The 25,896-nt window shown below is 51.9% G+C and carries 23 protein-coding genes; 16 read left to right on the forward strand and 7 right to left on the reverse strand.

Going from position 1 to position 25,896, the window contains the following annotated elements:
- Positions 1-4 precede the first annotated feature (4 nt).
- From purM to purD, 4 genes are read left to right on the forward strand one after another with little or no spacing between them, the layout of a single operon-like run.
- On the forward strand, positions 5-1,042 hold the full coding sequence (purM, locus tag BM124_RS04920; protein ID WP_093335700.1) for a phosphoribosylformylglycinamidine cyclo-ligase: 1,038 nt from the start codon (positions 5-7) through the stop codon (positions 1,040-1,042).
- Entirely contained in the window at positions 1,043-1,636 is a 594-nt protein-coding gene (gene purN, locus BM124_RS04925) for a phosphoribosylglycinamide formyltransferase (protein WP_093335702.1), read from the forward strand.
- Positions 1,633-3,174 carry a bifunctional phosphoribosylaminoimidazolecarboxamide formyltransferase/IMP cyclohydrolase gene (gene purH / locus BM124_RS04930; RefSeq protein ID WP_093335704.1) on the forward strand — a complete coding sequence of 514 codons (1,542 nt, stop codon included), beginning with the start codon at positions 1,633-1,635 and terminating at the stop codon, positions 3,172-3,174. Before purN ends, purH begins: the two co-directional genes overlap by 4 nt.
- Before the next feature lie 29 nt (positions 3,175-3,203).
- Positions 3,204-4,454 (forward strand): phosphoribosylamine--glycine ligase, encoded by a 1,251-nt coding sequence (purD, locus tag BM124_RS04935; RefSeq protein WP_093335705.1) that lies wholly within the window; start codon positions 3,204-3,206, stop codon positions 4,452-4,454.
- A 269-nt stretch (positions 4,455-4,723) separates the two neighbouring features.
- On the opposite strand, the gene BM124_RS04940 is transcribed toward purD, so the two are convergent.
- Entirely contained in the window at positions 4,724-4,981 is a 258-nt protein-coding gene (locus BM124_RS04940; protein WP_093335707.1) for a YgaP family membrane protein, read from the reverse strand.
- 151 nt (positions 4,982-5,132) lie between these two features.
- Between BM124_RS04940 and BM124_RS04945 the strand changes: the two genes are divergently transcribed.
- The 10 genes from BM124_RS04945 (at position 5,133) to gatB (ending at position 18,225) form a co-directional block, all read left to right on the forward strand.
- Complete coding sequence (locus tag BM124_RS04945) at positions 5,133-6,902, forward strand: adenine deaminase C-terminal domain-containing protein (protein ID WP_093335708.1); 1,770 nt, start codon at positions 5,133-5,135, stop codon at positions 6,900-6,902.
- 49 nt (positions 6,903-6,951) lie between these two features.
- Positions 6,952-8,046: a DUF3048 domain-containing protein gene (locus tag BM124_RS04950; protein WP_093335710.1), complete on the forward strand. Its 1,095-nt coding sequence runs from the start codon at positions 6,952-6,954 to the stop codon at positions 8,044-8,046.
- Positions 8,047-8,099: 53 nt separating this feature from the next.
- Entirely contained in the window at positions 8,100-8,414 is a 315-nt protein-coding gene (locus BM124_RS04955; protein ID WP_093335711.1) for a YerC/YecD family TrpR-related protein, read from the forward strand.
- A 222-nt stretch (positions 8,415-8,636) separates the two neighbouring features.
- Positions 8,637-9,338 (forward strand): heptaprenylglyceryl phosphate synthase, encoded by a 702-nt coding sequence (gene pcrB, locus BM124_RS04960; protein WP_093335712.1) that lies wholly within the window; start codon positions 8,637-8,639, stop codon positions 9,336-9,338.
- A 75-nt stretch (positions 9,339-9,413) separates the two neighbouring features.
- The gene (gene pcrA, locus BM124_RS04965; protein ID WP_093335900.1) at positions 9,414-11,621 is read left to right on the forward strand and encodes a DNA helicase PcrA; all 2,208 of its coding nucleotides are present in this window, start codon (positions 9,414-9,416) and stop codon (positions 11,619-11,621) included.
- Between the two features lie 21 nt (positions 11,622-11,642).
- Positions 11,643-13,646: an NAD-dependent DNA ligase LigA gene (gene ligA / locus BM124_RS04970; RefSeq protein WP_093335713.1), complete on the forward strand. Its 2,004-nt coding sequence runs from the start codon at positions 11,643-11,645 to the stop codon at positions 13,644-13,646.
- 98 nt (positions 13,647-13,744) lie between these two features.
- A complete protein-coding gene (locus BM124_RS04975; protein ID WP_093335715.1) occupies positions 13,745-14,926 on the forward strand; it encodes a CamS family sex pheromone protein in 1,182 nt (393 codons plus the stop codon).
- 89 nt (positions 14,927-15,015) lie between these two features.
- Positions 15,016-15,306 carry an Asp-tRNA(Asn)/Glu-tRNA(Gln) amidotransferase subunit GatC gene (gene gatC / locus BM124_RS04980; protein WP_093335716.1) on the forward strand — a complete coding sequence of 97 codons (291 nt, stop codon included), beginning with the start codon at positions 15,016-15,018 and terminating at the stop codon, positions 15,304-15,306.
- Positions 15,307-15,322: 16 nt separating this feature from the next.
- Positions 15,323-16,780: an Asp-tRNA(Asn)/Glu-tRNA(Gln) amidotransferase subunit GatA gene (gene gatA, locus BM124_RS04985; RefSeq protein WP_093335718.1), complete on the forward strand. Its 1,458-nt coding sequence runs from the start codon at positions 15,323-15,325 to the stop codon at positions 16,778-16,780.
- Between the two features lie 14 nt (positions 16,781-16,794).
- Positions 16,795-18,225, forward strand: a complete 1,431-nt coding sequence (gene gatB / locus BM124_RS04990) for an Asp-tRNA(Asn)/Glu-tRNA(Gln) amidotransferase subunit GatB (RefSeq protein ID WP_093335719.1) — start codon at positions 16,795-16,797, stop codon at positions 18,223-18,225.
- 517 nt (positions 18,226-18,742) lie between these two features.
- On the opposite strand, the gene BM124_RS04995 is transcribed toward gatB, so the two are convergent.
- Positions 18,743-19,453: a metallophosphoesterase family protein gene (locus BM124_RS04995; RefSeq protein ID WP_170840968.1), complete on the reverse strand. Its 711-nt coding sequence runs from the start codon at positions 19,451-19,453 to the stop codon at positions 18,743-18,745.
- A gap of 178 nt (positions 19,454-19,631) precedes the next feature.
- Here BM124_RS04995 and BM124_RS05000 point away from each other — a divergent pair, with 178 nt between their 5' ends.
- The gene (locus BM124_RS05000) at positions 19,632-20,534 is read left to right on the forward strand and encodes a diacylglycerol kinase (RefSeq protein WP_093335723.1); all 903 of its coding nucleotides are present in this window, start codon (positions 19,632-19,634) and stop codon (positions 20,532-20,534) included.
- A 50-nt stretch (positions 20,535-20,584) separates the two neighbouring features.
- Here BM124_RS05000 and BM124_RS05005 read toward each other — a convergent pair whose 3' ends face one another.
- The 4 genes from BM124_RS05005 to BM124_RS05020 all read right to left on the reverse strand — a co-directional run bounded on the left by BM124_RS05005 (position 20,585) and on the right by BM124_RS05020 (position 24,513).
- Positions 20,585-21,121 (reverse strand): hypothetical protein, encoded by a 537-nt coding sequence (locus tag BM124_RS05005; RefSeq protein ID WP_093335724.1) that lies wholly within the window; start codon positions 21,119-21,121, stop codon positions 20,585-20,587.
- A 263-nt stretch (positions 21,122-21,384) separates the two neighbouring features.
- Positions 21,385-21,759 carry a DUF779 domain-containing protein gene (locus BM124_RS05010; RefSeq protein ID WP_093335726.1) on the reverse strand — a complete coding sequence of 125 codons (375 nt, stop codon included), beginning with the start codon at positions 21,757-21,759 and terminating at the stop codon, positions 21,385-21,387.
- 27 nt (positions 21,760-21,786) lie between these two features.
- Entirely contained in the window at positions 21,787-23,307 is a 1,521-nt protein-coding gene (exaC, locus tag BM124_RS05015) for an acetaldehyde dehydrogenase ExaC (RefSeq protein WP_093335728.1), read from the reverse strand.
- A gap of 234 nt (positions 23,308-23,541) precedes the next feature.
- A complete protein-coding gene (locus BM124_RS05020; protein ID WP_093335729.1) occupies positions 23,542-24,513 on the reverse strand; it encodes an aldo/keto reductase family protein in 972 nt (323 codons plus the stop codon).
- A gap of 225 nt (positions 24,514-24,738) precedes the next feature.
- Between BM124_RS05020 and BM124_RS05025 the strand changes: the two genes are divergently transcribed.
- On the forward strand, positions 24,739-25,674 hold the full coding sequence (locus BM124_RS05025; RefSeq protein ID WP_170840969.1) for an NERD domain-containing protein: 936 nt from the start codon (positions 24,739-24,741) through the stop codon (positions 25,672-25,674).
- Positions 25,675-25,725: 51 nt separating this feature from the next.
- On the opposite strand, the gene BM124_RS18785 is transcribed toward BM124_RS05025, so the two are convergent.
- Positions 25,726-25,896: a hypothetical protein gene (locus tag BM124_RS18785; protein WP_170840970.1), complete on the reverse strand. Its 171-nt coding sequence runs from the start codon at positions 25,894-25,896 to the stop codon at positions 25,726-25,728.

Genomic DNA, 25,896 nt, shown 5'->3' on the forward strand with positions numbered 1-25,896 from the left:
CGCCATGTCGGACGCTTATAAAAAGGCCGGGGTCGATGTTGAGGCCGGCTATGAAGCGGTAGAGAGGATGAAACAGCATACCGCGCGGACGATGCGTCCGGAAGTGATGGGAGGTCTGGGCGGATTCGGCGCCATGTTTGATATGTCCGCGCTCCCTTACGACTCCCCTGTCCTCGTGTCGGGAACAGACGGCGTCGGTACGAAACTGATGCTTGCCTTCACGATGGACAAGCATGACACGATCGGTCAGGACGCGGTCGCGATGTGTGTCAATGACATCGCCGTGCAGGGCGCGGATCCGCTTTACTTTCTCGATTATCTGGCCTGTGGAAAGGCGGATCCTGAAAAAATTGAAGCCATCGTAAAAGGAATCGCCGATGGATGTGAACAGGCCGGCTGCGCGCTGATTGGCGGAGAGACTGCGGAAATGCCTGGAATGTATGACACGCACGAATACGACCTGGCCGGCTTTACGGTCGGGGCGGCGGACAAATCATCACTCATTACCGGGGAAACCATCACCCCGGGAGATGTCGTGCTCGGTCTTCGGTCCTCCGGGATTCACAGCAATGGCTTGTCGCTCGTCCGGAAAGTACTGCTCGATGAAGCGGGACTGGACCTGAACGAAATGTATGCGCCGTTTGAGCGGCCGCTCGGCGAAGAACTGCTGGAGCCGACACGTATTTATGTAAAGGCTGTGCAGGAACTGCGCCGCCGCGTGTCGGTAAAAGGCATGGCCCACGTGACCGGAGGCGGGTTTTACGAAAACATTCCGAGGATGCTGCCGGAAGGAGCCGGGGCAGCCATCGATTTGTCTTCCTGGGACGCACCAGCTCTGTTTTCGTTTCTTCAAAAGCATGGCAGTCTGACCGATGAAGACATGTTCGGCACGTTTAACATGGGCATCGGCCTGGCTGTCGTGGTAGACGCCGGGGAAGAGGAAGAAGCGCTGTCCTCTCTCAAAGCAATCGGGGAAACAGCGTACCATATCGGACGCGTGACATCCGGCGGCGGGCTGCAGTTCGTAAAGGAGGATGAATAAATGAAACTGGCTGTTTTTGCATCCGGCAGCGGCTCCAACTTCCAGGCTGTCGCCGACGCAGCGGCAGAAAACAGAATCGATGCCGGCATTGCCGTGCTCGTCTGTGATAAACCGGACGCGTGCGTAGTGGAGCGGGCGGAGGCGATGAACATCCCGGTATTTTCGTTTCGTCCGAAAAACTATGAAAACAAAGCTGCATTTGAGCAGGAAATTGTGGAAGAGCTGCAGAAGAAGGAAGTCGACCTCATTGTTCTTGCCGGCTATATGCGCCTTGTCGGAGATACACTGTTGACGGCGTTTCAAAAACGTATGATAAACATCCATCCTTCCCTGCTTCCGGCTTTTCCAGGTTTGAATGCTGTGGAGCAGGCATGGGAAGCTGGTGTGAAAGTGACCGGCGTTACCGTTCATGAAGTCGATCAGGGAATGGATTCCGGAACGATTATTGCCCAGGAAGCGGTAGCTGTGAAACCGTCCGATTCCCTCGCCTCATTGACAAAAGCCGTACAGGCCGTGGAACATCGGTTGTATCCGGATACGATTCAGTTTTTACTTAGAGAGCGATTATCTCAGGGAGGAGCGATGCACCAATGAGCATCAAACGAGCACTCATCAGTGTTTCCAATAAAGAAGGAATCCTGCCTTTTGCCAAGCAGCTTGAAGCTGCCGGGGTGGAAATTATCTCTACAGGCGGGACGAGCCGCGTGCTGCAGGAAGGCGGGGTGGACGTGATCGGCATTTCCGACGTCACCGGGTTTCCGGAAATTCTCGATGGACGCGTGAAGACGCTGCATCCGTATATTCACAGCGGCCTTCTGGCTATGCGGGACAACGAGAAACACCAAAAGCAGCTTGAAGAACATCAGATTATCCCGATTGACCTCGTCGTCGTCAATCTTTATCCGTTTAAAGAAACGATTGAAAAGCCGGACACGCCGTTTGAAGAAGCGATTGAAAACATCGACATCGGCGGCCCGGGCATGCTGCGCGCAGCAGCCAAAAATCATAAACATGTCACAGTCGTCACCGATCCGGCGGACTACGATTCGATTTTGAATGATATCAAAGAAAACGGGGATACCGCAGACGGGACAAAAGCCGGTCTGGCTGCGAAAGTATTCCGCCATACCGCTTCCTACGACGCGCTTGTTGCCAACTACTTAACCGAGCATACCGGTGAACAGTATCCGGAAACATTCACCGTCACTTACGAGAAAAAACAGGATCTCCGTTACGGAGAAAATCCACATCAGCAGGCTGCTTTCTACCGGGAGCCGATCGGTCCGATGAGCTCTGTTGCGAATGCTATCCAGCTGCACGGCAAGGAGCTGTCCTACAATAATATCAACGATGCCGAAGCGGCTCTTGATATTATCAAGGAATTCAGCATGCCCGCTGCCGTTGCCGTGAAACATATGAACCCATGCGGGGTTGGAATTGGAGACTCCATCACAGAAGCGTACGAAAAAGCGTACGACTCCGATCCTGTCTCCATTTTCGGCGGCATTACCGCATTCAACCGTGAAGTGGATGAGCAGACAGCACAGCAGTTAAAAGAGATTTTTCTCGAGATCATTATCGCGCCGTCGTTCAGCCAGGAAGCACTCGATGTTCTGACACGGAAGAAAAACATCCGCCTTCTTAAAATTGCGATGGAGGAGGAAACACCGCGTGAACGCTCGCAGATTACGTCCATCCACGGCGGCGCTTTGATTCAGGATGAAGACCGCTTAGGGTTTCTCGATGCTGATATCAAAGTCGTGACCGACCGTGATCCGACAGAGAACGAATGGCAGGATCTGAAACTGGCCTGGAAAGTGGTCAAGCACGTGAAGTCCAATGCGATTCTGCTTGCCAAAGATCAGCAGACTATAGGTGTCGGCGCCGGGCAGATGAACCGGGTCGGATCCGCTGAAATCGCTGCTGCGCAGGCGGGAGAGAAAGCCAAGGGCAGCGCCATGGGCTCCGACGCCTTTTTCCCGATGAAAGACACAGTGGAAGCGGCCGGGGAAGCCGGTGTGAGCGCCATTATCCAGCCGGGCGGCTCGATCCGGGACGAAGAATCGATTGAAAAAGCCAACGAACTCGGCATTGCCATGGTCTTTACCGGCATGCGCCATTTTAAACACTGATGGGATACAACGAAGGAGGAGTCGCACTCATGAACGTGCTGATTGTCGGCGGAGGCGGCCGCGAACATGCGCTGGCCCGCGCGTTTGCAGAAAGCCCGCAGGTGGATACCGTGTACGCGGCACCGGGGAATGCAGGCATGAAACAGACAGCTGTATGTGTAAATGTAAACGAAGAGGATGCCGGCAGTCTCACGGCGTTCGCCGCAAAAAACGATATCGATCTGACGGTGGTGGGGCCGGAAGCTCCTCTGCTGGAAGGGATCGTCAATGCGTTTCAGGAAGCCGGGCTCACCGTGTTTGGACCGACAAAGGAAGCAGCCGCCATTGAGGGCAGCAAATCTTTTGCGAAAGCATTTATGGAGCGCCACCGCATCCCAACCGGCACGTACAAGGTGACGTCGGACTATGACGAGGCGCTTCGGCATGTAGAAAACGAAGGTGTTCCGATTGTCATTAAAGCAGACGGTCTCGCTGCCGGTAAAGGAGTAACCGTCGCCTTTACAAAAGAAGAGGCAAAAACAGCGCTCCGCGATATTCTGCTCGATGACAAATTCGGGGAAGCCGGGGCAAGTGTTGTGCTCGAGGAATACCTGGAAGGCGAAGAACTTTCCCTGATGGCGTTTGTGCACGGCACGACGGTTGTGCCGATGGTCGGAGCGCAGGATCATAAACGTGCTTTTGACGGTGATCAGGGGCCGAATACAGGCGGCATGGGCGCTTACAGTCCGGTTCCGCAGTTCGATGATGTGGACGTCGAACGGGCGGTCCGTGATGTTTTGCAGCCGGCGGCGGACGGTCTTGCTGCAGAAGGACGCTCTTTTACCGGCATTTTATATGCGGGACTGATGATGACCGTGGACGGACCGAAAGTGGTGGAATTCAACGCCCGCTTCGGCGACCCGGAAGCCCAGGTTGTGCTGCCGCGTCTTGACTCGGACCTGGCATCGGTTATGACGGAGCTTCTGGACGGCGGTCGTCCTTCCCTGACCTGGTCCGGCGACGCGGTTCTCGGCGTAGTCGCCGCGTCCAAAGGTTATCCCGGGTCATATGATAAAGGCGTTCCGATTACTCACGTTCCGGACTCCGATCTGCTCTTTTTTGCCGGAGCCGGGGAAGAAAACGATACTTATGTCACAGCCGGCGGCAGAGTGCTGCTGCTCGCCGAAAAAGCAGCCACGCTCCAAGAAGCCCAAACCGCTGTTTATGAGAAACTGAAAGACCTTGATACGACCAACCTTTTTTACCGTACCGATATAGGGCGTAACGTTATAAAAGACTAACGAAGCATTATCTTAAAATCAAGAAAAAACGGAGGCAGGGACAACATCCCGCTCCGTTTTTTCTAATGATTTTAGTGATTCATGCCGGGCTTCGTTCGTTTTCGACAAAACTTCGCTCGATTGTTTCGTAATTTCGCCCGCTATCGACAATATTCCGCTCGTTTTCCTCTTGATTCCGCCCGCAAAACGCAAATATTTTTTGTTAGATTATTTACGAAAACAGCATGAAATTCAGTTTTCATTTGTTAAAATCGTAACATCAACTTGACTTATGATTCATGCATGTTATGATGTTCCGGTGTGTTTTTTGCGGTCTGACGGTCTCCGGTCATCATATCATACAGCTTGATCGTCGGGCAGAACCGGGTGATACCTTCAGCGACTTTCATGGCACCGAGCACCAGGCATATCAAATGATCCTCCGGTTCCCGGCGCACCCGCGAAGAACGGGCATTGGCCCAGAAAAGAAGCACCAGACCAATCACAATGCGGCAGAATGCCTGAGTCATACCGATATTAGGGCGCATACCTAATTCTCCTTTCTTTACGGAAAGTTAAAATTCTTGTCACTTTCCTTTTATAGAGTAACGAACTAAAACATGGTAGAATAAAGGTATCCAGAAACGCATAGAGGATAAAAATCTGGATAAATGAATACGATAAGATAACCAAAACACGATGGACAGAAAGCAGGTGAAATGGTTGGCTGCACAGCAATTGTTTCCTTGGGATAAAGAGACGCTCCGGAGCCACCTTTCCGTATTGCGCGGGGAAAAGGCACCGAGCAGAGTACTGCAGAATGCAACGTATTTAAGCAGCGCCCGTAAAGCGTGGCTCGAAGGACACATCTGGATTTACGAAGACCGGATTGTATATGCCGGAAAAGACTGGCCCGCCATTACAACAGACACTGACATTACGGACTGCAGCGGGAAATATGTCGTTCCGGGCTACATTGAACCACATGCTCATCCGTTTCAGTTATATAATCCCCATACACTGGCCGAGTATGCATCCCTGCGTGGAACGACTACGCTGGTGAATGACAACATGTTTTTCTTTTTAAATATTGAAAAAGAGAAAGCGCTTACACTAGTTGAGGATCTCAATCAGCTCCCGACGTCCATGTTCTGGTGGGCGCGATACGATGCGCAGACCGAACTGGAAGAAGAAGACTCGATTTTTTCACCGTCCCAGATGAAGGCGTGGCTTGAGCATCCTCTCGTCCTTCAGGGCGGCGAGCTGACATCCTGGCCGAAAGTAATGACCGGGGACGATACCGTGCTGCACTGGATGCAGTACACAAAAGAACTGAACAAACCGATTGAAGGCCACCTGCCCGGTGCCTCCGCCCGTACAATCAATCAGATGGCGCTGCTCGGCGTGACCGGAGACCACGAAGCCATGACCGGCGAAGAAGCGCTGCGGCGCCTGGATGCCGGTATGACAACGTCCCTTCGTTATTCATCCATCCGGCCGGACCTTCCGGTGATTCTTGAGGAACTGCTGGAAGCAGGCATCACCGATTTCAGCCGTTTTACCTTCAATACCGACGGGTCGACGCCGTCCTTTTACAAACAAGGCGTCATTGATAAAACCATTGCGATCGCGCTGGAAAAAGGTGTTCCGGAGATTGAAGCGTACGAGATGGGAAGCTACAACAACGCCCGCCATTTCGGGGTTGATGACGAAATCGGCATGATCGCGCCCGGCCGCATCGCACACCTCAATATTCTTGAGAGCCCGCAGAACCCGGTTCCGGAAGCTGTTATGGCGAAAGGAAGCTGGATTCTAAAAGACGGAGAGAACCATTATCCGCCGCGCGATTTCAAATGGTCGTCCTACGGGGTGCATCCGTTCATGATCGACTGGCACCTGCGCGAGGAAGACCTTCACTTTTCGATGCCGATGGGAATCGAGCTCGTCAATTCTGTTATTCTGAAGCCATATCAAATGACAATTGATGTAACAACCGATGAGTTGAATGAAGACCATGACCAGTGCTTTTTCGTCATGTTTGACCGCTTCGGCAAATGGCGCATCAATACGGTGATCAAAGGGTTCGGCACGAGTATCGGCGGATTTGCCACCACCTACTCCAATACCGGCGACATTGTTTTGATCGGTAAAAAGAAAAAAGATATGGTAAAAGCATTCAATGAACTGAAAAATCATGACGGCGGCATGTTTCTTGTGGAAGACGAACAGGTGATTGAAAGCATTCCGCTGAAGCTGTTCGGCGCTATGTCCCTTGAGCCGATGGGCAATGTCATCGAACAGCACGAACGGATGGATCAGGCGCTGAAAGCACGCGGTTATCCTCACGAAGATCCGGTCTACAGCATGCTCTTTTTCTCGTCCACCCATCTGCCTTATATCCGGATTACCCAGAAGGGAATTTTCGATGTACACAAAAAAACGGTACTCTTTCCTTCGATTATGCGCTGATGTACGGTAAACTAAAGAAAAAAGCATAAGAAAAAAGGAAGGCAGTCCCATGAAAAAAATGATTTGGACCGGGGCGCTGGCCGCGTGTGTGTTTACAGCAGGCGGATGCGCTCCGGAGGAGACTTCGACTGAAAACGAAACGACGGAAATAGAAGGCGTGGACGCGGAACAGGAAACGGTATCGCAGGAGCCTGATAATCAGCAGGAATCTGTAAAGGAACCAAAGCAGGAAGAGTCATATTATGAAGCAGTGGAACCGTTGACCGGCGAGGGGACCAATGAAGTACCGCCTGAGCGGCCCCTTGCCGTTATGATCAACAATCATCCCGACGCAAGGCCGCAGACAGGTCTGGCGGACGCGGATATTGTGTATGAAGCGCTGACGGAAGGGGAATTGACGCGGTTTCTCGCGATTTATCAAAGCGCACATCCCGAAGAGATCGGTCCGGTCCGCAGTGCAAGAGATTATTTTGTCAACCTGGCAGAAGGCTATGATGCGATGTATGTAGCCCACGGCTGGAGTCCCGGGGCCCGCCGGATGCTGCAGTCGGGCGGTGTGCCTTATTTAAACGGCCTGTTTTATGACGGTACTCTTTTTCACAGGTCAAATGAAAGAAGGGCGCCTCATAACTCCTACATAGATTATGAGGATGCGGTGAGCGGGCTCGAAAACAAGGGATATGAACTGCAAAAAGACGTCCCGGCCAATTTTTACAAAAAAGACGGATTTTCCGCTTCGTCCGCTGCCCCGGCCGAAGACGTTTCCGTTTGGTACAGCGATAAATATGTTGTACAATTTTCATATAACCAAGAGGACGGAACTTACGAGCGTTCCAGTGACAATACCGCGTTTACAGGGGAAAAAGCGGCGGAGCAGATAGAAGCCTCCAATGTCTTTATTATCGAAGCTCCGCACCGGGTCGTCGATGAAGCCGGCCGCCGGAAGATTAATATCGAAGACGGCGGTTCCGGTCTGCTGCTGCAGCATGGCGAAGCACTGGAGGTACAATGGAGAAACGAGGGAGGACGGCTTCTTCCGTATAAGAACGGCGAAAAAGTTCCGTTTCAACCCGGAAAAACGTGGATTAATGTGATACCGGCCTCTCCGGGTCTGGAAGAAAGCGTGGAAGGTATCGAATCGTAACGGTTTTTACCAGAGTCCGTCCAAGTATTCGCAGAAAACGAGGTGTAATCCCATTGCAGATTGATAAATTACGAGGGAATGAACTGGATCAGCTGTTCCGGGCCATTTTGTCTCTGCAGAGTGTAGAAGAATGCTATGAATTTTTTGATGACCTGTGCACCATCAATGAAATCCAGTCGCTCGCCCAGCGGCTGGAAGTGGCGCGGATGCTTCAGCACGGGCATACCTATCATAAGATTGAAACAGAGACAGGAGCCAGCACGGCTACCATTTCCAGGGTGAAGCGCTGCCTTAACTTCGGCAATGACAGCTACCAGCTGACACTCGACCGTGTACGCGAACAGGAAAAAAAGGAAAAGCAGCAATAGAACATACTGTCTTTCAAGGTGGGACGCTGCATCTTGAAGACAGTTTTTTTATTAGAAAAGCGTAAGCGTCCCGGGAGGTTTTTAAAAATGAACCGGCGGCACTGCTGGATTATTCGAGATAGATAAGCGCGGAACAGGGACGATCGGCCTTTTGAGGGAGCCTTTTGTTTTTGCTATAATTAGATGTTGGAAAAGGAATTAGACGTAAGTGGAGGAACAGCCATGCTTGACTATACAGAATGGCGCCACGTGTTCAAACTGGACCCGGCGCGGGAGATCGATGACATCTCCTTTGAAAAAATCTGCGAATCAGGAACGGACGCGGTCATTGTCGGTGGAAGTGACGGTGTCACCCTCGACAACACACTGGCGCTGTTATCAAGAGTCCGCCGGTACGCGGTGGCCTGCGCTCTGGAAGTGTCGACGCTTGAGGCGGTAACTCCGGGTTTTGATTATTTTCTGATTCCGACGGTCCTGAATGCCGGGGATACACGCTGGGTAACCGGACTTCATCATCAGGCGCTGAAAGACTACGGTATGCTCATGGACTGGGATACCATCATTGCGGAAGGGTACTGCATTCTAAATCCGGATGCCAAGGCAGCGGCATTAACCGAAGCGGATGCGTCGTTTGACGAGGAAGACGTCCGGGCGGCAGCGCTCATGGCCGACCGTCTTTTTCATCTGCCTGTGTTTTATCTCGAGTACAGCGGCATGTACGGAGATCCGTCGGTTGTAAAGGCGGCGGCAGAAAGTCTGGAAGAGGCGCGCCTGTTCTACGGCGGTGGTATCCGAACGGCAGAGCAGGCCCGGGAAATGGCAGCAGATGCTGATACCGTGATTGTAGGAAATATCGTGTATGAAAATCTGAACACAGCGCTGTCTACCGTTAATGCTGTCAAAAATAGTAGCGCAAATAAATGAAATAACGTATAATGAAAGAATCGAACATACGTTTCACAGGTGGTGGAAGGATTGCAGCGACAAATCGTGGAAAAAATGCTTAACGGAATGAATCCCCAGCAGCGGGAAGCGGTCCAGCATACGGAAGGACCGCTGTTAATCATGGCGGGGGCAGGAAGCGGGAAGACAAGAGTGCTGACCCACCGGATGGCCTATTTGATCCGGGAGAAAGGTGTGCCGCCTTTTTCGATTCTTGCGATCACCTTTACCAACAAGGCGGCCCGGGAGATGAAAGAACGGGCGGCGGAGCTTGTCGGACCGGCGGCGGAAGATATCTGGATGTCGACGTTTCATTCGATGTGTGTACGGATTCTGCGCCGCGATATCGACCGTATCGGCTTTAACCGCAACTTTTCGATACTTGATGGATCCGACCAGCTGTCTGTTATCAAACAGATTCTGAAAGACCGCAACATCGACTCGAAAAAATTCGATCCCCGCGGCATGCTCGGCATGATTTCTTCGTCGAAGAACGTGCTCGAACCGCCGGAGAAGTTGGCAGAACGCGCCGAGGGTCCGTTTGAAGAGACGGCGGCGGATGTCTATAAAGAATACCAGCGGCGTCTCGGTTCCAACCATGCGCTCGATTTTGATGATTTGATCATGCAGACGATCAAGCTGTTCCGCCAGGTTCCGGAAGTTCTCCAGTTTTACCAGCGCAAGTTCCAGTATATTCATGTTGATGAGTATCAGGACACGAACCGGGCCCAGTACGTGCTCGTTAATCTGCTGGCCGAAAAACGCCGCAACATCTGTGTCGTCGGGGATTCCGACCAGTCCATTTATAAGTGGCGGGGGGCCGACATTCAAAACATTCTGTCGTTTGAGCAGGATTATGAAGACGCACGCTCGATTATGCTCGAGCAGAATTACCGGTCGACGCAGACGATTCTGAAGGCGGCCAATCATGTGATTCAGAACAATATGGGCCGCAAACCGAAGAAGCTGTGGACTGAAAACGAAGACGGCGCCAGTATTCATTACTTCTGCGGCGCGGATGAGCGCCAGGAAGCAGCCTATATCGTGGAGCGGATCAGGGAAGCGGTGCAGAGCGGACGGTTCGATTACTCCGATGCCGCCGTGCTGTACCGCACGAACGCCCAGTCCCGGATTATAGAGGAAATGTTTCTGAAGTCCAATGTGAATTATAATATGATCGGCGGCACGAAGTTCTACGACCGTAAAGAAATCAAGGACGTGCTGGCGTACCTCCGGCTTGTCGCCAATCCCGACGACGACATCAGCCTCCGGCGCATTATCAATGTGCCGAAACGGGGTCTGGGAGCTGCGACGGTCGATAAAATCGGTGCGTATGCGGATGCCCACGATATTTCCATGTTTGCAGCGCTTCAGGAAGCAGATCAAATCGGCCTCGGTTCCGCCCCGGTAAAAAAGCTGAATGCTTTTGCTGAACAGCTCGGGCACTGGATTCAGATGCAGGAATACCTGAGTGTCACAGAACTCGTGGAAGAACTCCTTGAAAAGACAGGCTACCGCGACTCTCTGAAAGAAGACAAGTCGCTGGAGGCACAGAGCCGACTGGAGAACATCGATGAATTCATGTCGGTAACACAGGACTTTGAGAAGAAAAACGACGACGTTTCGCTCATCGCGTTTCTGACCGATCTGGCGCTTGTTGCAGATATGAATCAGGATGAGGAAGAAGAGGAGAGCTCCGTCACGATGATGACACTGCACTCCGCCAAAGGCCTTGAGTTTCCGCTCGTTTTTCTTGTCGGGATGGAAGAAGGTGTCTTTCCCCACAGCCGTTCCCTGTTTGAACAGGAGGAGATGGAGGAAGAACGCCGGCTTGCCTATGTCGGGATTACGAGGGCGGAGCAGGAACTTCATCTGACTCATTCAAATATGCGCCAGTTGTATGGACGTACGCAGGTAAACCCGATGTCGCGGTTTATCGAAGAGCTCCCGGAAGATGTTATCGACCGGGAAAAAGAGGACAAGCCCGACTGGATGAACAGCGGCTCACAGAACAAAAATAATTCGCCGTTTGAGCGCCGCAGACAGGCAGCCATGCAGCCTTCAAAAGGACGGTCTATTTCAGCGGACGCAGGCGGAAACCAGTACGACTGGAAGGTCGGCGACAAAGCACAGCACGGGAAATGGGGAACCGGTACGGTCGTCAGTCTCCACGGCGAAGGAGAAGACATCGAGCTTGATATCGCCTTTCCGACAGAAGGCGTGAAGCGGCTGTACGCCAAATTCGCTCCGATTACAAAAGTGTAGCAGGCAGAAAGGAAGAAAGTGATGGATCAAGCGAAAGCCCAAGAACGTGTCAACGAACTCCGTGACCGTCTCGAGACATACGGATACCACTATTACGTATTAGATGATCCGATCGTTCCGGATGCCGAATACGATGAGAAGCTGTCGGAACTGCTGGAGCTGGAGCAGCAGTTCCCGGATCTTCAGACCGCGGATTCCCCTACCGTACGGATCGGCGGAGAGCCGCTCGATGCGTTTGTCAAAGTCCAGCACAGCATTCCGATGATGAGCCTGGGCAATGCGTTTCATGAGCAGGATCTGCGCGATTTTGACCGGCGCGCGCGACAGGGAGCCGGCAAAGAGCTGGATTACGTATGCGAACTGAAAATTGATGGTCTCGCCGTATCATTAACTTATGAGAATGGACGTTTTGTCCGGGGGGCCACGCGGGGCGACGGTACGACCGGGGAAGATATTACGAACAACCTGAAAACGGTCGGCTCTATCCCGCTTCGTCTGCAGGAAGCAGTGGATATCGAAGTGCGCGGCGAAGTGTTTATGCCGGAACGCTCCTTCGAACGGCTGAATGAAGCGAAAGAGCAAAATGGCGAGGCGGTGTTTGCGAACCCGAGAAATGCTGCCGCCGGTTCTCTCCGCCAGCTCGACCCGAAGATTGCAGCCAACCGGAACCTCGACATTTTCACCTACGCCATCGCAGGCGACGGCGGAATGAATATCGACACGCACTACAAAGCGGTCCAGTATATGAAGAAGCTGGGTTTCAAGACAAATCCAAACAGCCGTCGGTGCCGGGACATAGAAGAAGTGATCGAATTTGTGAACGGCTGGGTGGAGCACCGCAATTCCCTGCCTTACGAAATCGACGGCATCGTCGTAAAGGTCAACAGCCTCGAGCAGCAGGACGAGCTTGGATTTACCGCCAAAAGTCCGCGCTGGGCGGTTGCCTATAAGTTTCCGGCGGAAGAGAAAGTAACCCGGCTCCGTGATATTATCCTTTCTGTCGGCCGGACAGGGGCTGTCACGCCGACCGCTGTTCTCGATGCGGTACAGGTGGCAGGCACCACTGTGCAGCGCGCCTCTCTGCACAACGAAGACCTGATCCGGGAGAAAGATATTAAAATCGGAGATCAGGTCGTTGTGAAAAAGGCGGGGGATATCATTCCGGAGATTGTACGAGTGCTTGACGACCTGCGTGACGGCACGGAAGAGGAATTTTCCATGCCATCGACCTGCCCGGCCTGCGGCAGCGAGCTCGTTCATCTCGAAGAGGAAGTCGCCCTGCGTTGCATTAACCCGCAGTGTCCCGCTCAAATCCAGGAAGGACTCATTCATTTTGTGTCACGGGATGCTATGGACATTGACGGACTCGGCGAAAAAGTGATTCAACAGCTGTTTTCCCATAATCTCGTGACCGGGATTGCCGACCTGTACAAACTGGAGCGCGAAGAACTGCTGAAGCTGGAACGCATGGGGGAAAAGTCCGTTCAGAACCTGCTGGATGCGGTGGAAGCATCCAAAGCGAATTCCCTGGAAAAGCTCGTGTTTGGTCTGGGCATCCGCTTTGTTGGAGCGAAAGCCGCCCGCACTCTGGCAGAGGAGTTCCGCACGATGGACAATCTGCGTGGAACGGACACAGAGAACCTGCTCGCGGTTAATGAAATAGGAGACAAAATGGCAGAAGCCGTCGTCCGTTATTTCGATATGCCGGAAGTGAATGAACTGGTGGACGAACTCCAGCATCTCGGCTTGAATATGGAGTATACAGGACCCGCTAAAGAAGAGGTGTCCGGTAATTCCCAGCTTAGCGGCAAAACGATTGTGCTGACCGGCACGATGGAACAGCTGACCCGGAATGAAGCCAAAGAGAAAATCGAGGCACTCGGCGGCAAAGTCACCGGCAGTGTCAGTCGGAGTACCGATATTGTTGTGGCGGGAGAAGACGCCGGATCCAAACAGAGCAAAGCAGAAGAGCTCGGAGTGGATATCTGGGACGAAGCCGCTTTTTTGAGAGAAATCGACTCCTGAATTTTTTTGGGACAGCAGCGCTGGATAAACATGCCATCATCATGTAAGATGGAAACCGGAGAACGAGACGACGTTCAGATAAATGAGGAGATGGAACAATGTGGAGAAAAACCGGGGTTCTGATGGCTGCCTCGTTTCTTCTGCTGACCGGCTGTATTCCGGGTCTGCAGCCGGATCAGCAGGAAGAAGGGGTGGAGACCGAAGAGAACGAACAGACAACAGAGGAAGATACGGTGGAAGTCAGTCCGGAAGTCCCCAGTCTCGATAACTATTACCGTAGCGTGCTGCAGGACGGGCAGTATATCAGCGGAGCGGCGCGGACGTTCCACCGCGATGTGATGTACAACCGGATGGATCTTGAACGAATGTCGGCCGGTATGCAGGAACTGGCTGCCCAAGAGTTCAGCCAGGAAGATTATTTTTTCCGTGCTGGTCAGCTTATTTCAAGCAGTGAACTGAACAGCTGGCTGATGAGACAGGCAGAAGACAATCAGGCGGGTCTCAACCCGCCGCTTGCGGATGCTGACAACTTTGAAGCGCGCGAACGAAATAATCCCCGCCCGCTCTCGAATATCATTGAACATAACTACATGGTCGAAAACAATAACGGGAATCTCGAGCTCGGCGGCATGGTCATCGGTCTGTCGATGAACAGCATCTATTACTTCCGGCAGGAAAATGAAGACGGAACATACGGGCCATGGCTGGAGGAATCCATCAGCCGCCAGCAGAGTATGGAAGCAGCCCGGAACATGGCTTCTCAGATACTCGAAAGGTTACGCAGTGAAGACAGGCAGAACGGCGCCCTTCAGGATATCCCGATTATGTTTACCGTGTTCCGGGAAGCTCCCCGCGAGTCTAGTGTTCCCGGAAACTTTATCGCGACCGGCACCGCCGCTCCCGGTGAAAGTGTAGGAAACTGGCAGAATTTAAATGAGGATTACGTGCTGTTTCCTTCTACCGAGGCAAACGAGAATCACCGCCAGGATTCCGAAGCGTTCAATCAGTTCAGAGATGAAGTAAACGCCTTTTTCGAGAATTTTGTCGGTGTTGTTGGAGAGGGGTACTACCAAAACGATGAATGGCGGGAGCTGACAGTCGATATTCCTATCACGTTTTACAATGAGACAGAAGTTATTGCATTTACTCAGCACGTGACGGATAAAGTCGAGCAGCATTTTCCTAATCTGGATGTGGAAGTCCGGATCAATTCGTCGGAAGGGCAGGAAGCTCTCATTGTTAAAGATGTAGGGGAAGAATCATTCACCCATATGTATTAAGGGGGAAAACGGGCATGCGTTGCCCGTCGCTGCCTTATTTGGTATCATCTAGGTATTGTGAAGATTTGTTTTAGCGGAGGTGACAGATCATGGAACGGATTACTAAAGATCAGGTCAAGCATGTGGCGCATCTGGCCAGACTTTCCATAACGGAAGAGGAAGTCGATACGTTTACCGAACAGCTTGATAACATTATTGAATTTGCCGAGCAGTTGAATGAATTGGATACAGAGGATGTAGAGCCGACGACACACGTCCTTGATATTCATAATGTGCTGCGCAAAGACGAACAACGCCCGTCGCTCGACCGGGAAGACGCGTTGAAGAATGCGCCGGATCAGGAAGACGGTCAGGTGAAAGTACCATCGGTGTTAGAGTAAAGGAGGGACAAACAGAATGTCGATTCTCGAAGAAAGTTTTTCTGAGATACATAAAAAGCTCCACAATAAAGAACTGAAAGTATCTGAGCTTGTTGATGCTTCGTTTTCCCGCATCAACGAAGTCGATGACAAAGTACAGGCGTTTCTTTCCCTGAATGAAGAAGCGGCGAGAAACCAGGCGGCGAAAATGGACGAAGCGCTCGGAACAGAAGATACACGCGGTCTGCTTTTCGGACTGCCGTCCGGCATCAAAGACAACATCGTTACCAATGGACTCCGCACGACCGCGGCAAGTCAGCTGCTGGCGAACTTTGATCCGGTGCACAATGCCACCGTCATGGACGGGCTGGAAAAGGCGGAAGCTCTCACCATCGGCAAGCTGAACATGGATGAATTCGCCATGGGGTCTTCCAATGAGAATTCCGGTTTCTACAGCACCCGCAACCCATGGAATACCGATTATGTGCCGGGTGGATCAAGCGGCGGCGCGGCGGCGTCCGTGGCGGCCGGAGAAGTAAGCTTTTCCCTTGGATCCGACACCGGCGGTTCCATCCGCCAGCCGGCATCCTACTGCGGCGTTGTCGGCTTGAAACCGACGTACGGAAGGGTATCGCGTTACGGACTTATTGCTTTCGCGTCCTCACTCGATCAAATCGGTCCGCTTACGAATACCGTGGAAGATAACGCGCTCGTTCTCGGGCAGATCGCCGGTCATGACCGCAGAGATTCCACGTCCGCCGATGTCGGCGTGTCGGATTACCTGTCATCGCTCACCGGAGATGTGAAAGGCATGAAAATCGCCGTGCCGAAAGAATATCTCGGAGAAGGGGTTCACGAAGATGTACGAAATCGTGTCCTTGAGGCACTGCGGGTCCTCGAGCAGCAGGGAGCGGAATGGGAGGAAGTCTCCCTGCCGCATTCGCAGTACGCAGTGGCCGCCTATTACCTGCTTGCCTCCTCGGAAGCTTCGGCTAACCTCGCCCGCTTTGATGGTGTCCGTTACGGTGTGCGTGCAAGTGAAGCGGACAACCTTATCGACATGTACAAAGAAACACGAAGCCAAGGGTTCGGCGACGAAGTAAAACGTCGTATCATGCTCGGTACGTTTGCGCTCAGTTCCGGGTATTACGACGCGTACTACAAGAAAGCCCAAAAAGTCCGTACCTTGATCAAACAGGACTTTGATCAGATTCTGGAAAAATATGACGTCATCGTAGGACCGACGGCGCCGACAACGGCCTTTAAAATCGGCGAGAAAGTAAATGATCCGCTCACGATGTACGCCAACGACATTCTGACGATTCCTGTCAATCTTGCCGGCGTACCGGCGATTTCTGTACCGTGCGGATTCTCGGAAGGACTGCCGGTCGGGCTGCAGATTATTTCGCGTCCGTTTGAAGAAAGCACTGTTTACCGCGCCGCCCATGCTTATGAGCAGGCTGCCGGACACCATAAAGCCAAGCCGGAATTGTAGGGGGGGAACCTGTGATGAAATTTGATACCGTCATCGGCCTGGAAGTCCATGCCGAACTGAAAACCGATACGAAAATTTTCTGTAACTGTTCGACGGAATTCGGGGCACCGGCAAACACGCATACGTGCCCGGTCTGTCTCGGCCATCCCGGTGTGCTCCCGGTTTTGAACCAGCGCGCTGTGGAATACGCCATGAAAGCCTCACTTGCTTTGAACTGTGAAATTGCAGGGGAAACCAAGTTCGACCGCAAGAACTACTTTTATCCCGACAGCCCGAAAGCATACCAGATTTCACAGTTCGACAAGCCGATCGGTGAGAACGGATCGCTTGAAATTGAAGTGGACGGCTATAAAAAGAACATCGGCATTACCCGTATCCATATGGAAGAAGATGCCGGTAAGCTGACCCACGATGAATACGACGACCATAGTCTTGTCGATTTCAACCGTGTCGGTACCCCGTTGATTGAGATCGTTTCTGAACCGGATATTGAAACACCGGAAGAAGCGTATGCCTATCTTGAAAAGTTGAAGGCTGTTCTTCAGTATACGGAAGTTTCTGACTGCAAGATGGAAGAAGGGTCTCTCCGCTGTGACGCGAACATTTCGCTGAAACCGGCGGGGCAGGAAGAATTCGGGACCAAAACGGAACTGAAAAACCTGAACTCCTTCACAAACGTTCACAAAGGTCTGGCTTACGAAGAGAAGCGCCAGGAACAGGAGCTTCTCTCCGGCGGCGACATTCTTCAGGAAACCCGCCGCTGGGATGACGCGAAAAAAGAAACGACTTTGATGCGCGTGAAAGAAGGATCGGACGATTACCGTTACTTCCCGGAACCCGACCTTGTGTCGCTGCACATCAATGAAGACTGGAAAAACGATATCAAAGCCACTATTCCGGAACTTCCGGACGCCCGCCGGGAGCGCTATATGGAAGAGTTCGACCTGCCGGCCTACGATGCCGGCGTCCTCACGCAGTCGAAGAACATGGCGGACTTCTTCCAGGAAACAATCAACGAAGGAGCCGACGCCAAGCAGTCTGCCAATTGGCTGATGGGGGACGTCAACGGATATTTGAATTCCAATGACATGGAGCTTGCCGATACAGAGCTTACGCCGTCCTCACTTGCCAAACTGGTGACTCTGATAGATAAAGGCACCATTTCCAGTAAGATCGCCAAAACCGTCTTTACCGATCTCATGGAACAAGGCGGCGATCCCGAACAGATTGTACAGGACAAAGGGCTTGTGCAGATTTCGGACGAAGGCGAACTCAAACAGATTGTGGACAAGGTTCTTGAGAACAATCCACAGTCCATTGAAGACTATAAGAACGGGAAGGACAAAGCTATCGGTTTCCTCGTCGGCCAGGTGATGAAAGAAACGAAAGGCAAAGCCAACCCGCAGATGGTGAACCAATTAATTGTGGACGGCATGAATGCCTGATACAAAAAAAGAGTCTGGGACAAAATTCTAAAGTGACTGAAAAATTCCGAACGATTCTTCAGAGAATCGTTCGGAATTTTTGTTCTGCATTCTACACCGCTTCGTCAAAACACTTCGCTTTTACTCCAGAGCACAAGGGCGGCATCGATTCGCTGGGGCTCATCGTGTCTTCTTTGCACTCCGGAGTACAAGGGCGACATCGATTCGCTGGGGCTCATCGTGTCTTCTTTGCCGTGGGCACGGCTCGAAGGGAGGAAGATCGGCTAAAACCGGCACATCCTGTGTCAACGCCGACCTGACCCGCATCCTGCGGGCCCTCGGAAGAAAAACCCTTCCTGCGGGGTACCCGCGACTCGTGCTTTCCCACTGGAGTCTGCGTGTTTTGACTACGCTATATTTGAGGCTTTTGATTATAGAATTGGAACATTCGGTTTTTCATCATGATGATTATCTTTTGTCCCAGTCTCTTTTTGCATACCGGATGAAAAGGTATAATATAACCTTAAGTGTGCAGTTTCTAGGTTTGTACCGGCTCTGATATAACAGTGTACGTGTCGTTTTCATAAATGAGGGCGTTGAGCTGCATGTTAAAGCCGGCCCCTCCGTCGATACCGATTTTGTCGGATTGAAACCAGGGCTGCGCGTTTTCGTGCAGCGTAGGGGTCGGGGTATGTCCGAAGATGACGGTTTTTCCGGCGTTGTGTGTTTTCTCAAGAAAAGGAGACCGGATCCAGACGAAAGTACGCGGCTCTGATTCTTTCCAGTCTTCGGCAAATGGATCGATGCCGGCATGAACAAGAATATGTTCCGGTGTCTCTGCGTACCGCTGCAGGTTATCCATGAAATCGAGATGCTCCGGAAAATCCCGGCGGATGGCGTGCACGATTTCATCAAACGGACTTCCCGCCAGTTCTTCCCCGACGTAACTCCGCAGCGTGTTCCCGCCGCCGTTTTCCATCCATAAAGAAAAGCCGTCCGCGTCTTCGTCCTGAAAAGCCTGCAGCATCATATCTTCATGATTGCCCATTAAACAGGTGACATCAGCACCTTCCTGATTCTTCAGATCGAGAATATAGCGGATGACATCAAAAGACTGCGGCCCGCGGTCTATAAAATCTCCAAGCAGAAAAAGCCGGTCCTGTTCCGGCTGGTAATCGATACGGTGTAACAGCGATACAAAGGCTTCAAACTGTCCGTGAATATCAGAAATAAAAATATCCCGTGTCAATGAAAGTCCTCCCTCACAAACGTCTTTCATGTATGATTCCCATTTTTTCCACGTCAGAAACGAAGAGTTGGCTGCTGCTGGATGAAAAAACCAATCCGGTTGATTTTCTCGTCAGAATCGCTTCTTTCCTGTAAGATAGAGGAAAGAAGGATATTTAACTAACCATAGGAGAAACGCCATGAAGCAAGCACGAGTGATTTATAACCCTACCGCCGGAAAAGAACAGATGAAAAAGCAGCTGCCCTATATTCTCGACCGTTTGGAGCAGGCGGGATATGAAGCGTCCGCCCACCAGACAAAACACGAAAGTGATGCCCGGATGGAGGCAGCACGGGCGGCACAGCGGAAGTTTGATGTTGTCGTGGCTGCCGGAGGAGACGGCACGATTTTTGAAGTGGTGAACGGCCTGGCTGAGCAGCAGAATCGTCCGAAACTCGGTATTATTCCGGCCGGCACAACGAACGATCTTGCCCGGGCTCTTGGTATTTGGCGCAATGACATAGCAGGGGTGTGTGATATCATAAGCGCCGGCCACAGCGAACCGATAGATATCGGACGGGTCAATGAACAGTATTTCATTAATATAGCAGCCGGCGGCAAACTGACAGAGCTGACCTATGACACCCCCAGTAAACTGAAAACGATGCTCGGCCACTTTGCCTATTATGTAAAAGGCTTTGAAAAACTGCGCTTTCTGAAGCCGAAACCGGCCCGTATTGAATACGACGGCAAATGGTTTGAAGGGGAAATCATGTTATTTTTGATTGCCAATACGAACTCCGTCGGCGGTTTTGAAAAACTGGTGCCGGATGCCAGTTACAACGACGGCATGTTTGACATGATAATCATTACAAAAACGACCATTCCGGAATTGATCCGGATCGGCACACAGGCGTTGAACGGGGAACACCTGCAGCATGAAAAATTGATGTATGTACAGGCCAACCGGGTAAAAATCCATGTGGAAGGGGATATGGAACTGAATCTGGACGGCGAATACGGCGGACAGCTTCCCGGAGAGTTCGTCAACCTCCACCAGCATCTTCACCTCTTCGTGCCCGGCAATGACACAGAGGACTAAGAAAAGCACCGCATCCAGATGCGGTGCTTTCCTACGTTACAGCTGTTCGTTTATTCTGTTATCTGATACGTTCCGGTGCGGCTGTCAAACGAGCTTTCCCAATCGAAGCTGTCTTCGGTCTGTTCGTATGTATCCTGGAATTCTCGGCCGAATTCGTTCCATTTTTCGTTAAAAGAAGCGTCTCCTTCGGTTTCCTCTGAGGTATCAGCATTGGAATCCTCCGACTCTGAACTCTGTATACCTATGGATGGGAAATCGCTCCATGCGCTGCTTTCTGCGTTTCCGGATTCCGTTGAAGTGGAATTGGAGCCGAACATACTATCCTGCCCGAATTGATTCCACTTTTTATCAAAATCCTGCAGCTTTTCTTTTTCAGTCCGCGTGTCCTTCCCGGCTTCTTCAGCTGCCTGCTTCGCTTCATTCCAGCGCTCTTCCCACTGCTTGTTTTCGTCCCCGGAAGATGTTTCCTCCGATGATTCTTCCTGCTCGTTTGGGTGGTTCTGAAAGAACAAGTCATTCGGGAGGGAAAAATCGGAAAGCGGCGAAATCAGTCCGGCACCGAGAATCAATCCTGCTGCCATTTTCAACGGTTCATCTCCTCCTGCCTCGTCAATGTTGGCATGACGGCGATTAATACCCGCGGCGGATATTGAAAAAAGACCAGATTCCTGTAGCGACCGATACAATAATGGTGAAAATAATAAACCAGTGCGGCATGTCAGACCGTCTCCTTTCGAAAAAATAACAGAATTCTCCTTACTATAAAGAATAGTAGGACAGTGGTAAAAAATCAACACGAACGTGTACTTAGTATCAGAAAAAAAGCAGCGGGGTATACCACCCCGGCTGCTCATCTCGCGGTTTCTTCCTTTTTCATGGCTTCGCGTTCATCTTGCGAGTACATGCGCGAACGGGTGAGGAACCGTCTGCCTTCGGGTCCGTCGAGGGAGAACATGCCGCCACGTCCATCAACGACGTCAATGATGAGCTGCGTGTGTTTCCAGTACTCATATTGATCCTGGGACATGTAAAACGGCATGCCGCCGATATCGCCGAGGTAGACGTCACTGTCCCCGATACGGAATTCCCCGCGTGCAAAGCACATCGGTGAACTGCCGTCACAGCACCCGCCGGACTGGTGGAACATGAGGGGGCCGTGTTTTTCTTCCAATGTTTTGATGAACGCAAGGGCTTCCTCTGTCGCGGTCACTCTATCGACTGTCATCTGCATTCATCCTTTCTGCATCAGGGTTTAGAAAAATCCGAGACCGGTGTCTCCGTAATTGACGAGCAGGTTTTTCGTCTGCTGGTAATGGCCGAGCATCATCTTGTGGTTCTCACGACCGATGCCGGATTTTTTATAGCCGCCAAAGGCCGCATGCGCCGGATAATCGTGGTAGCAGTTCGTCCAGACCCGACCGGCCTGAATTTCGCGTCCGAAACGGTAGGCGGTGTTCATGTCGCGCGTCCAGACGCCGGCGCCGAGGCCGTACAGTGTGTCATTGGCGATTTCAAGCGCTTCTTCGTTCGTTTTAAATGTGGTCACCGCGAGCACCGGACCAAAAATTTCTTCCTGGAAAATCCGCATCTTGTTATTGCCTTTAAAGATGGTCGGCTGCACATAATAGCCGCCCGCCATGTCGCCTTCGAGTTCATTCACTTCACCGCCGGTAAGTAGTTCGGCACCTTCCTGTTTACCGATATCAAGGTAGGAGACGATTTTGTCCATCTGCTCCTTGGACGCCTGCGCGCCCATCATCGTTTCGGTGTCGAGCGGATGACCGGCTTGAATGGCTTCGACCCGCTTCAGCGCCCGTTCCATAAATTCATCGTAAATGGATTCGTGAATGAGCGCGCGGGACGGGCAGGTGCAGACTTCCCCCTGGTTGAGGGCAAACATGACGAAACCTTCCACCGCTTTATCGAGAAATTTATCGTCTTCCTTCATCACATCGGAGAAGAAAATGTTCGGCGACTTGCCGCCGAGCTCGAGCGTGACCGGAATAATATTTTCCGAGGCATACTGCATGATCAGCCGTCCGGTCGTAGTTTCGCCGGTGAAGGCAATTTTGGCGATGCGGCTGTTGGAGGCAAGCGGTTTGCCGGCCTCTGCGCCGAATCCGTTCACTACATTCAGAACGCCCGGCGGCAGCAGGTCTTTGATCAGATCGAGCAGTACGTGGAAGGAGGCGGGTGTCTGTTCCGCCGGTTTCAACACGACGCAGTTCCCCACCGCAAGAGCAGGGGCCACTTTCCAGGTTCCCATTAGAATCGGGAAGTTCCACGGGATGATCTGACCGACAACCCCGAGTGGTTCGTGAAAGTGATATGCCACCGTGTCATCATCAATCTGGCTGATGGATCCTTCCTGCGCCCGGATTACGCCGCCGAAGTAGCGGAAATGATCGACCGCAAGCGGAATATCGGCATTCAGGCACTCCCGCACCGCCTTGCCGTTGTCCCACGTTTCGGCCACCGCCAGCATTTCAGCGTTCTCCTCGATACGATCCGCAATCTTATTTAAAATATTCCCCCGTTCCGAAAGCGACGTGCGGGCCCACGCGTCTTTCGCCTGTTCGCCGGCATCCACTGCTGCTTCCACGTCATCGGCGGTGCCGCGGGCAACCTGGCAGAACACTTCGCCGGTTACAGGGGAGATATTGTCAAAATATTCTCCTTGTGCCGGAGCTTTGTACTCCCCGCCTATAAAATGGTCGTAACGATCACTGAACTGTACGAGACTGCCGGGTGTATTCGGTGCATCATAACGCATAATGAAATGTCTCCTTTCAAAATAGAGTGGAAAAGTCTGTCCATTACCTATGCTTTACAGTTCGTCACAAGCGGGGAGCTCTCACTCCTTTCTTTCATGTAATCGTTCTCAATTTTATTTTACTATGAACGAAAGAAGAATGAAATAAGTCTTTGGAAATAAAAACCTGTTCCGGCCGGGCCGGAACAGGTCGGAGGGACGCACCGTGGAATGGTGGTGCGTGTGCTTTCGTTGTTACGTTTTTATGGCTTCGATTTCTTTTAGAATCTCTTCTATTTCATCGAGAACGTCTCCGCCGAGTTCCACTTCGGTCGCTTTCAGGTTCTCTTCAAGCTGGGAAGGGCGGCTGGCGCCGACAATGGCGGAGCTGACGCCCGGCTGCCGCAGGATCCAGGCAAGCGCGAGCTGGGACAATTTGATGTTGAGCTCGTCATGGGCGATTTTTTCAAGCCGCTCGACCTGCTCGAGAATTGGTTCGGCGAGAAAGCCGCTTACAAACTTCCCGATGTCTTCATGGGCGGCACGGCTGCCTTCGGGGTACTTTTCTTTCGGCTTGTATTTACCGGTAAGAACACCTTGGGCGAGCGGGGAGAAAACGACCTGGCCGATGCCTTCCCGCTGGCTGACCGGGAGCACTTCTTTTTCAATATACCGCTTGATCATGTTGTAGATAGGCTGGTTTGAAACCGGCGCATGGAGTTTGCGGTCTTTGGCTGTATGCACGGCATCGGTGATCTGGGCCGCGGACCATTCGCTGAATCCGTAGTACAGAACTTTGCCCTGCCGAACGAGATCATCGAGCGCCATCAACGTTTCTTCGACGGGTGTTTCGGTGTCAAAACGGTGGCACTGGTACAGATCGATATAGTCCACACCGAGCCGTTTCAGGCTGGCATCGCACTGCTCCATGATATGTTTGCGGGACAAGCCTTTGTCATTCGGACCGTCTCCCATTGGAAAATACACCTTCGTCGCCAGCACATAGCTGTCGCGCTCGAATTCGCGGAGGGTGTGTCCCACGACTTTCTCCGCTTCCCCGCGGTTGTACACGTTAGCGGTATCAAAAAAATTAATCCCGCGCTCATAGGCGGTACGGATAATATCAGCCGCGTTGTTGTCCTCCACGGTGGAGCCGTACGTCAACCAGCTGCCGAGTCCAATTTCACTCACCTTGAGTCCACTGTTTCCAAGTCTCCGATACTGCATGACAAATACCTCCTTTTGTTCATCATACCTGAAAAGAAGGATTGGAACAATTTTGATATTTTTATTATAATGAGAAAGCAACTGGGTTTGGTGCATGGAGATCGGCAGGATTTACGGGCGATTTTCCGGTAGATGCGGGCGGAATCGTGTCGAAAGCGGGCGAAACCATGTCGATTGCAAGCGAAAATGTACATTTGCCAGCGAAACGAAAGGAACGTGATACATTTGATTGAAAAACCCCGGACCACCCCTCTCTATCTCCAAAAACTTCAGGCGCTCGACCGGCGTCTTTCAGCGCTTCATCCGAGACGTCCCGAAATAGAAAATGAACTTGCCAGGTGGAGGGCCGGCTTCAAAGGAGAACAGTCGATAGACTACCATCTCGGATTTCTGAACGATAACTGGTGTATTCTCCATAACCTCCGCCTGCACGACGGCACGCGTCCTTTTCAGATTGATACACTCCTCATCTCGACTTCACTTATCATCCTCGTTGAAGTCAAAAATATCACCGGTATTCTTACATTGGACGCTGAATTCCATCAGCTGATCCGGTTCGATAATGAGAAAGAAGAAGCATTTCAGCATCCGGTACATCAATCAAACAGACATAAAATGCAGATGGGCTGGTGGCTCGACTGGAATCATATACCTTCCCTACCTATAGAGACCATTGTTGTCATGGCTCATCCACGGTCCGTGCTGAAACGCTCAAACGGCACCCCCGGTATGTATCCCCAAGTGATCCCCCCTTACCTGCTGCCTGATAAAATTCATGAGCTGCACCGTCACTATCCAGATCCCGTCTTATCCGGTAATGATGTCCGCAAACTTACCCGTCGTCTCCTAGCCTCACATTCTGAATCTGCGCAGAATCCGCTGCACCGCCATCATATTGCTTCTTCGGATCTGGTGAAAGGCGTGTTCTGCCCGGCCTGCGGCAAAACAGTCATGCAGCGCATCCACGGAAGCTGGCTGTGTCCAAACTGCGGTCATACCTCGAAAAACGCGCATCACCAGGCCCTCCAGGACTACGCTTATCTCATCCAATCTGATATCTCCAATAAAGAAGCAGCTTCTTTTCTTCATATTTCATCCCCTCATACCGTGAAACGGCTGCTTGGGTCCCTGTCTTATCCTGTATCTGGATCCGGCCGGTAAAATACAAGATTTTGATGGATTAAAAATCAGTGAAGAGGGCAGGTTGTTTGTTTAATCGAGCGAATGTTTGTTGATTGCGGGCGAAATGTTGTCGAAAGCGGGCGAAATGACTCCCGTTTCGAGCGAAAACCACATCATTTCGAGCGAACCCCCATCGAGCCAGCCCTCCTCCACATGTGTTAAAATAGCGGACAGCACAGATTCATCGAGAGAAAGGACCAA

Source organism: Salibacterium halotolerans (assembly GCF_900115625.1).
GTDB classification, from domain to species: domain Bacteria; phylum Bacillota; class Bacilli; order Bacillales; family Marinococcaceae; genus Salibacterium; species Salibacterium halotolerans.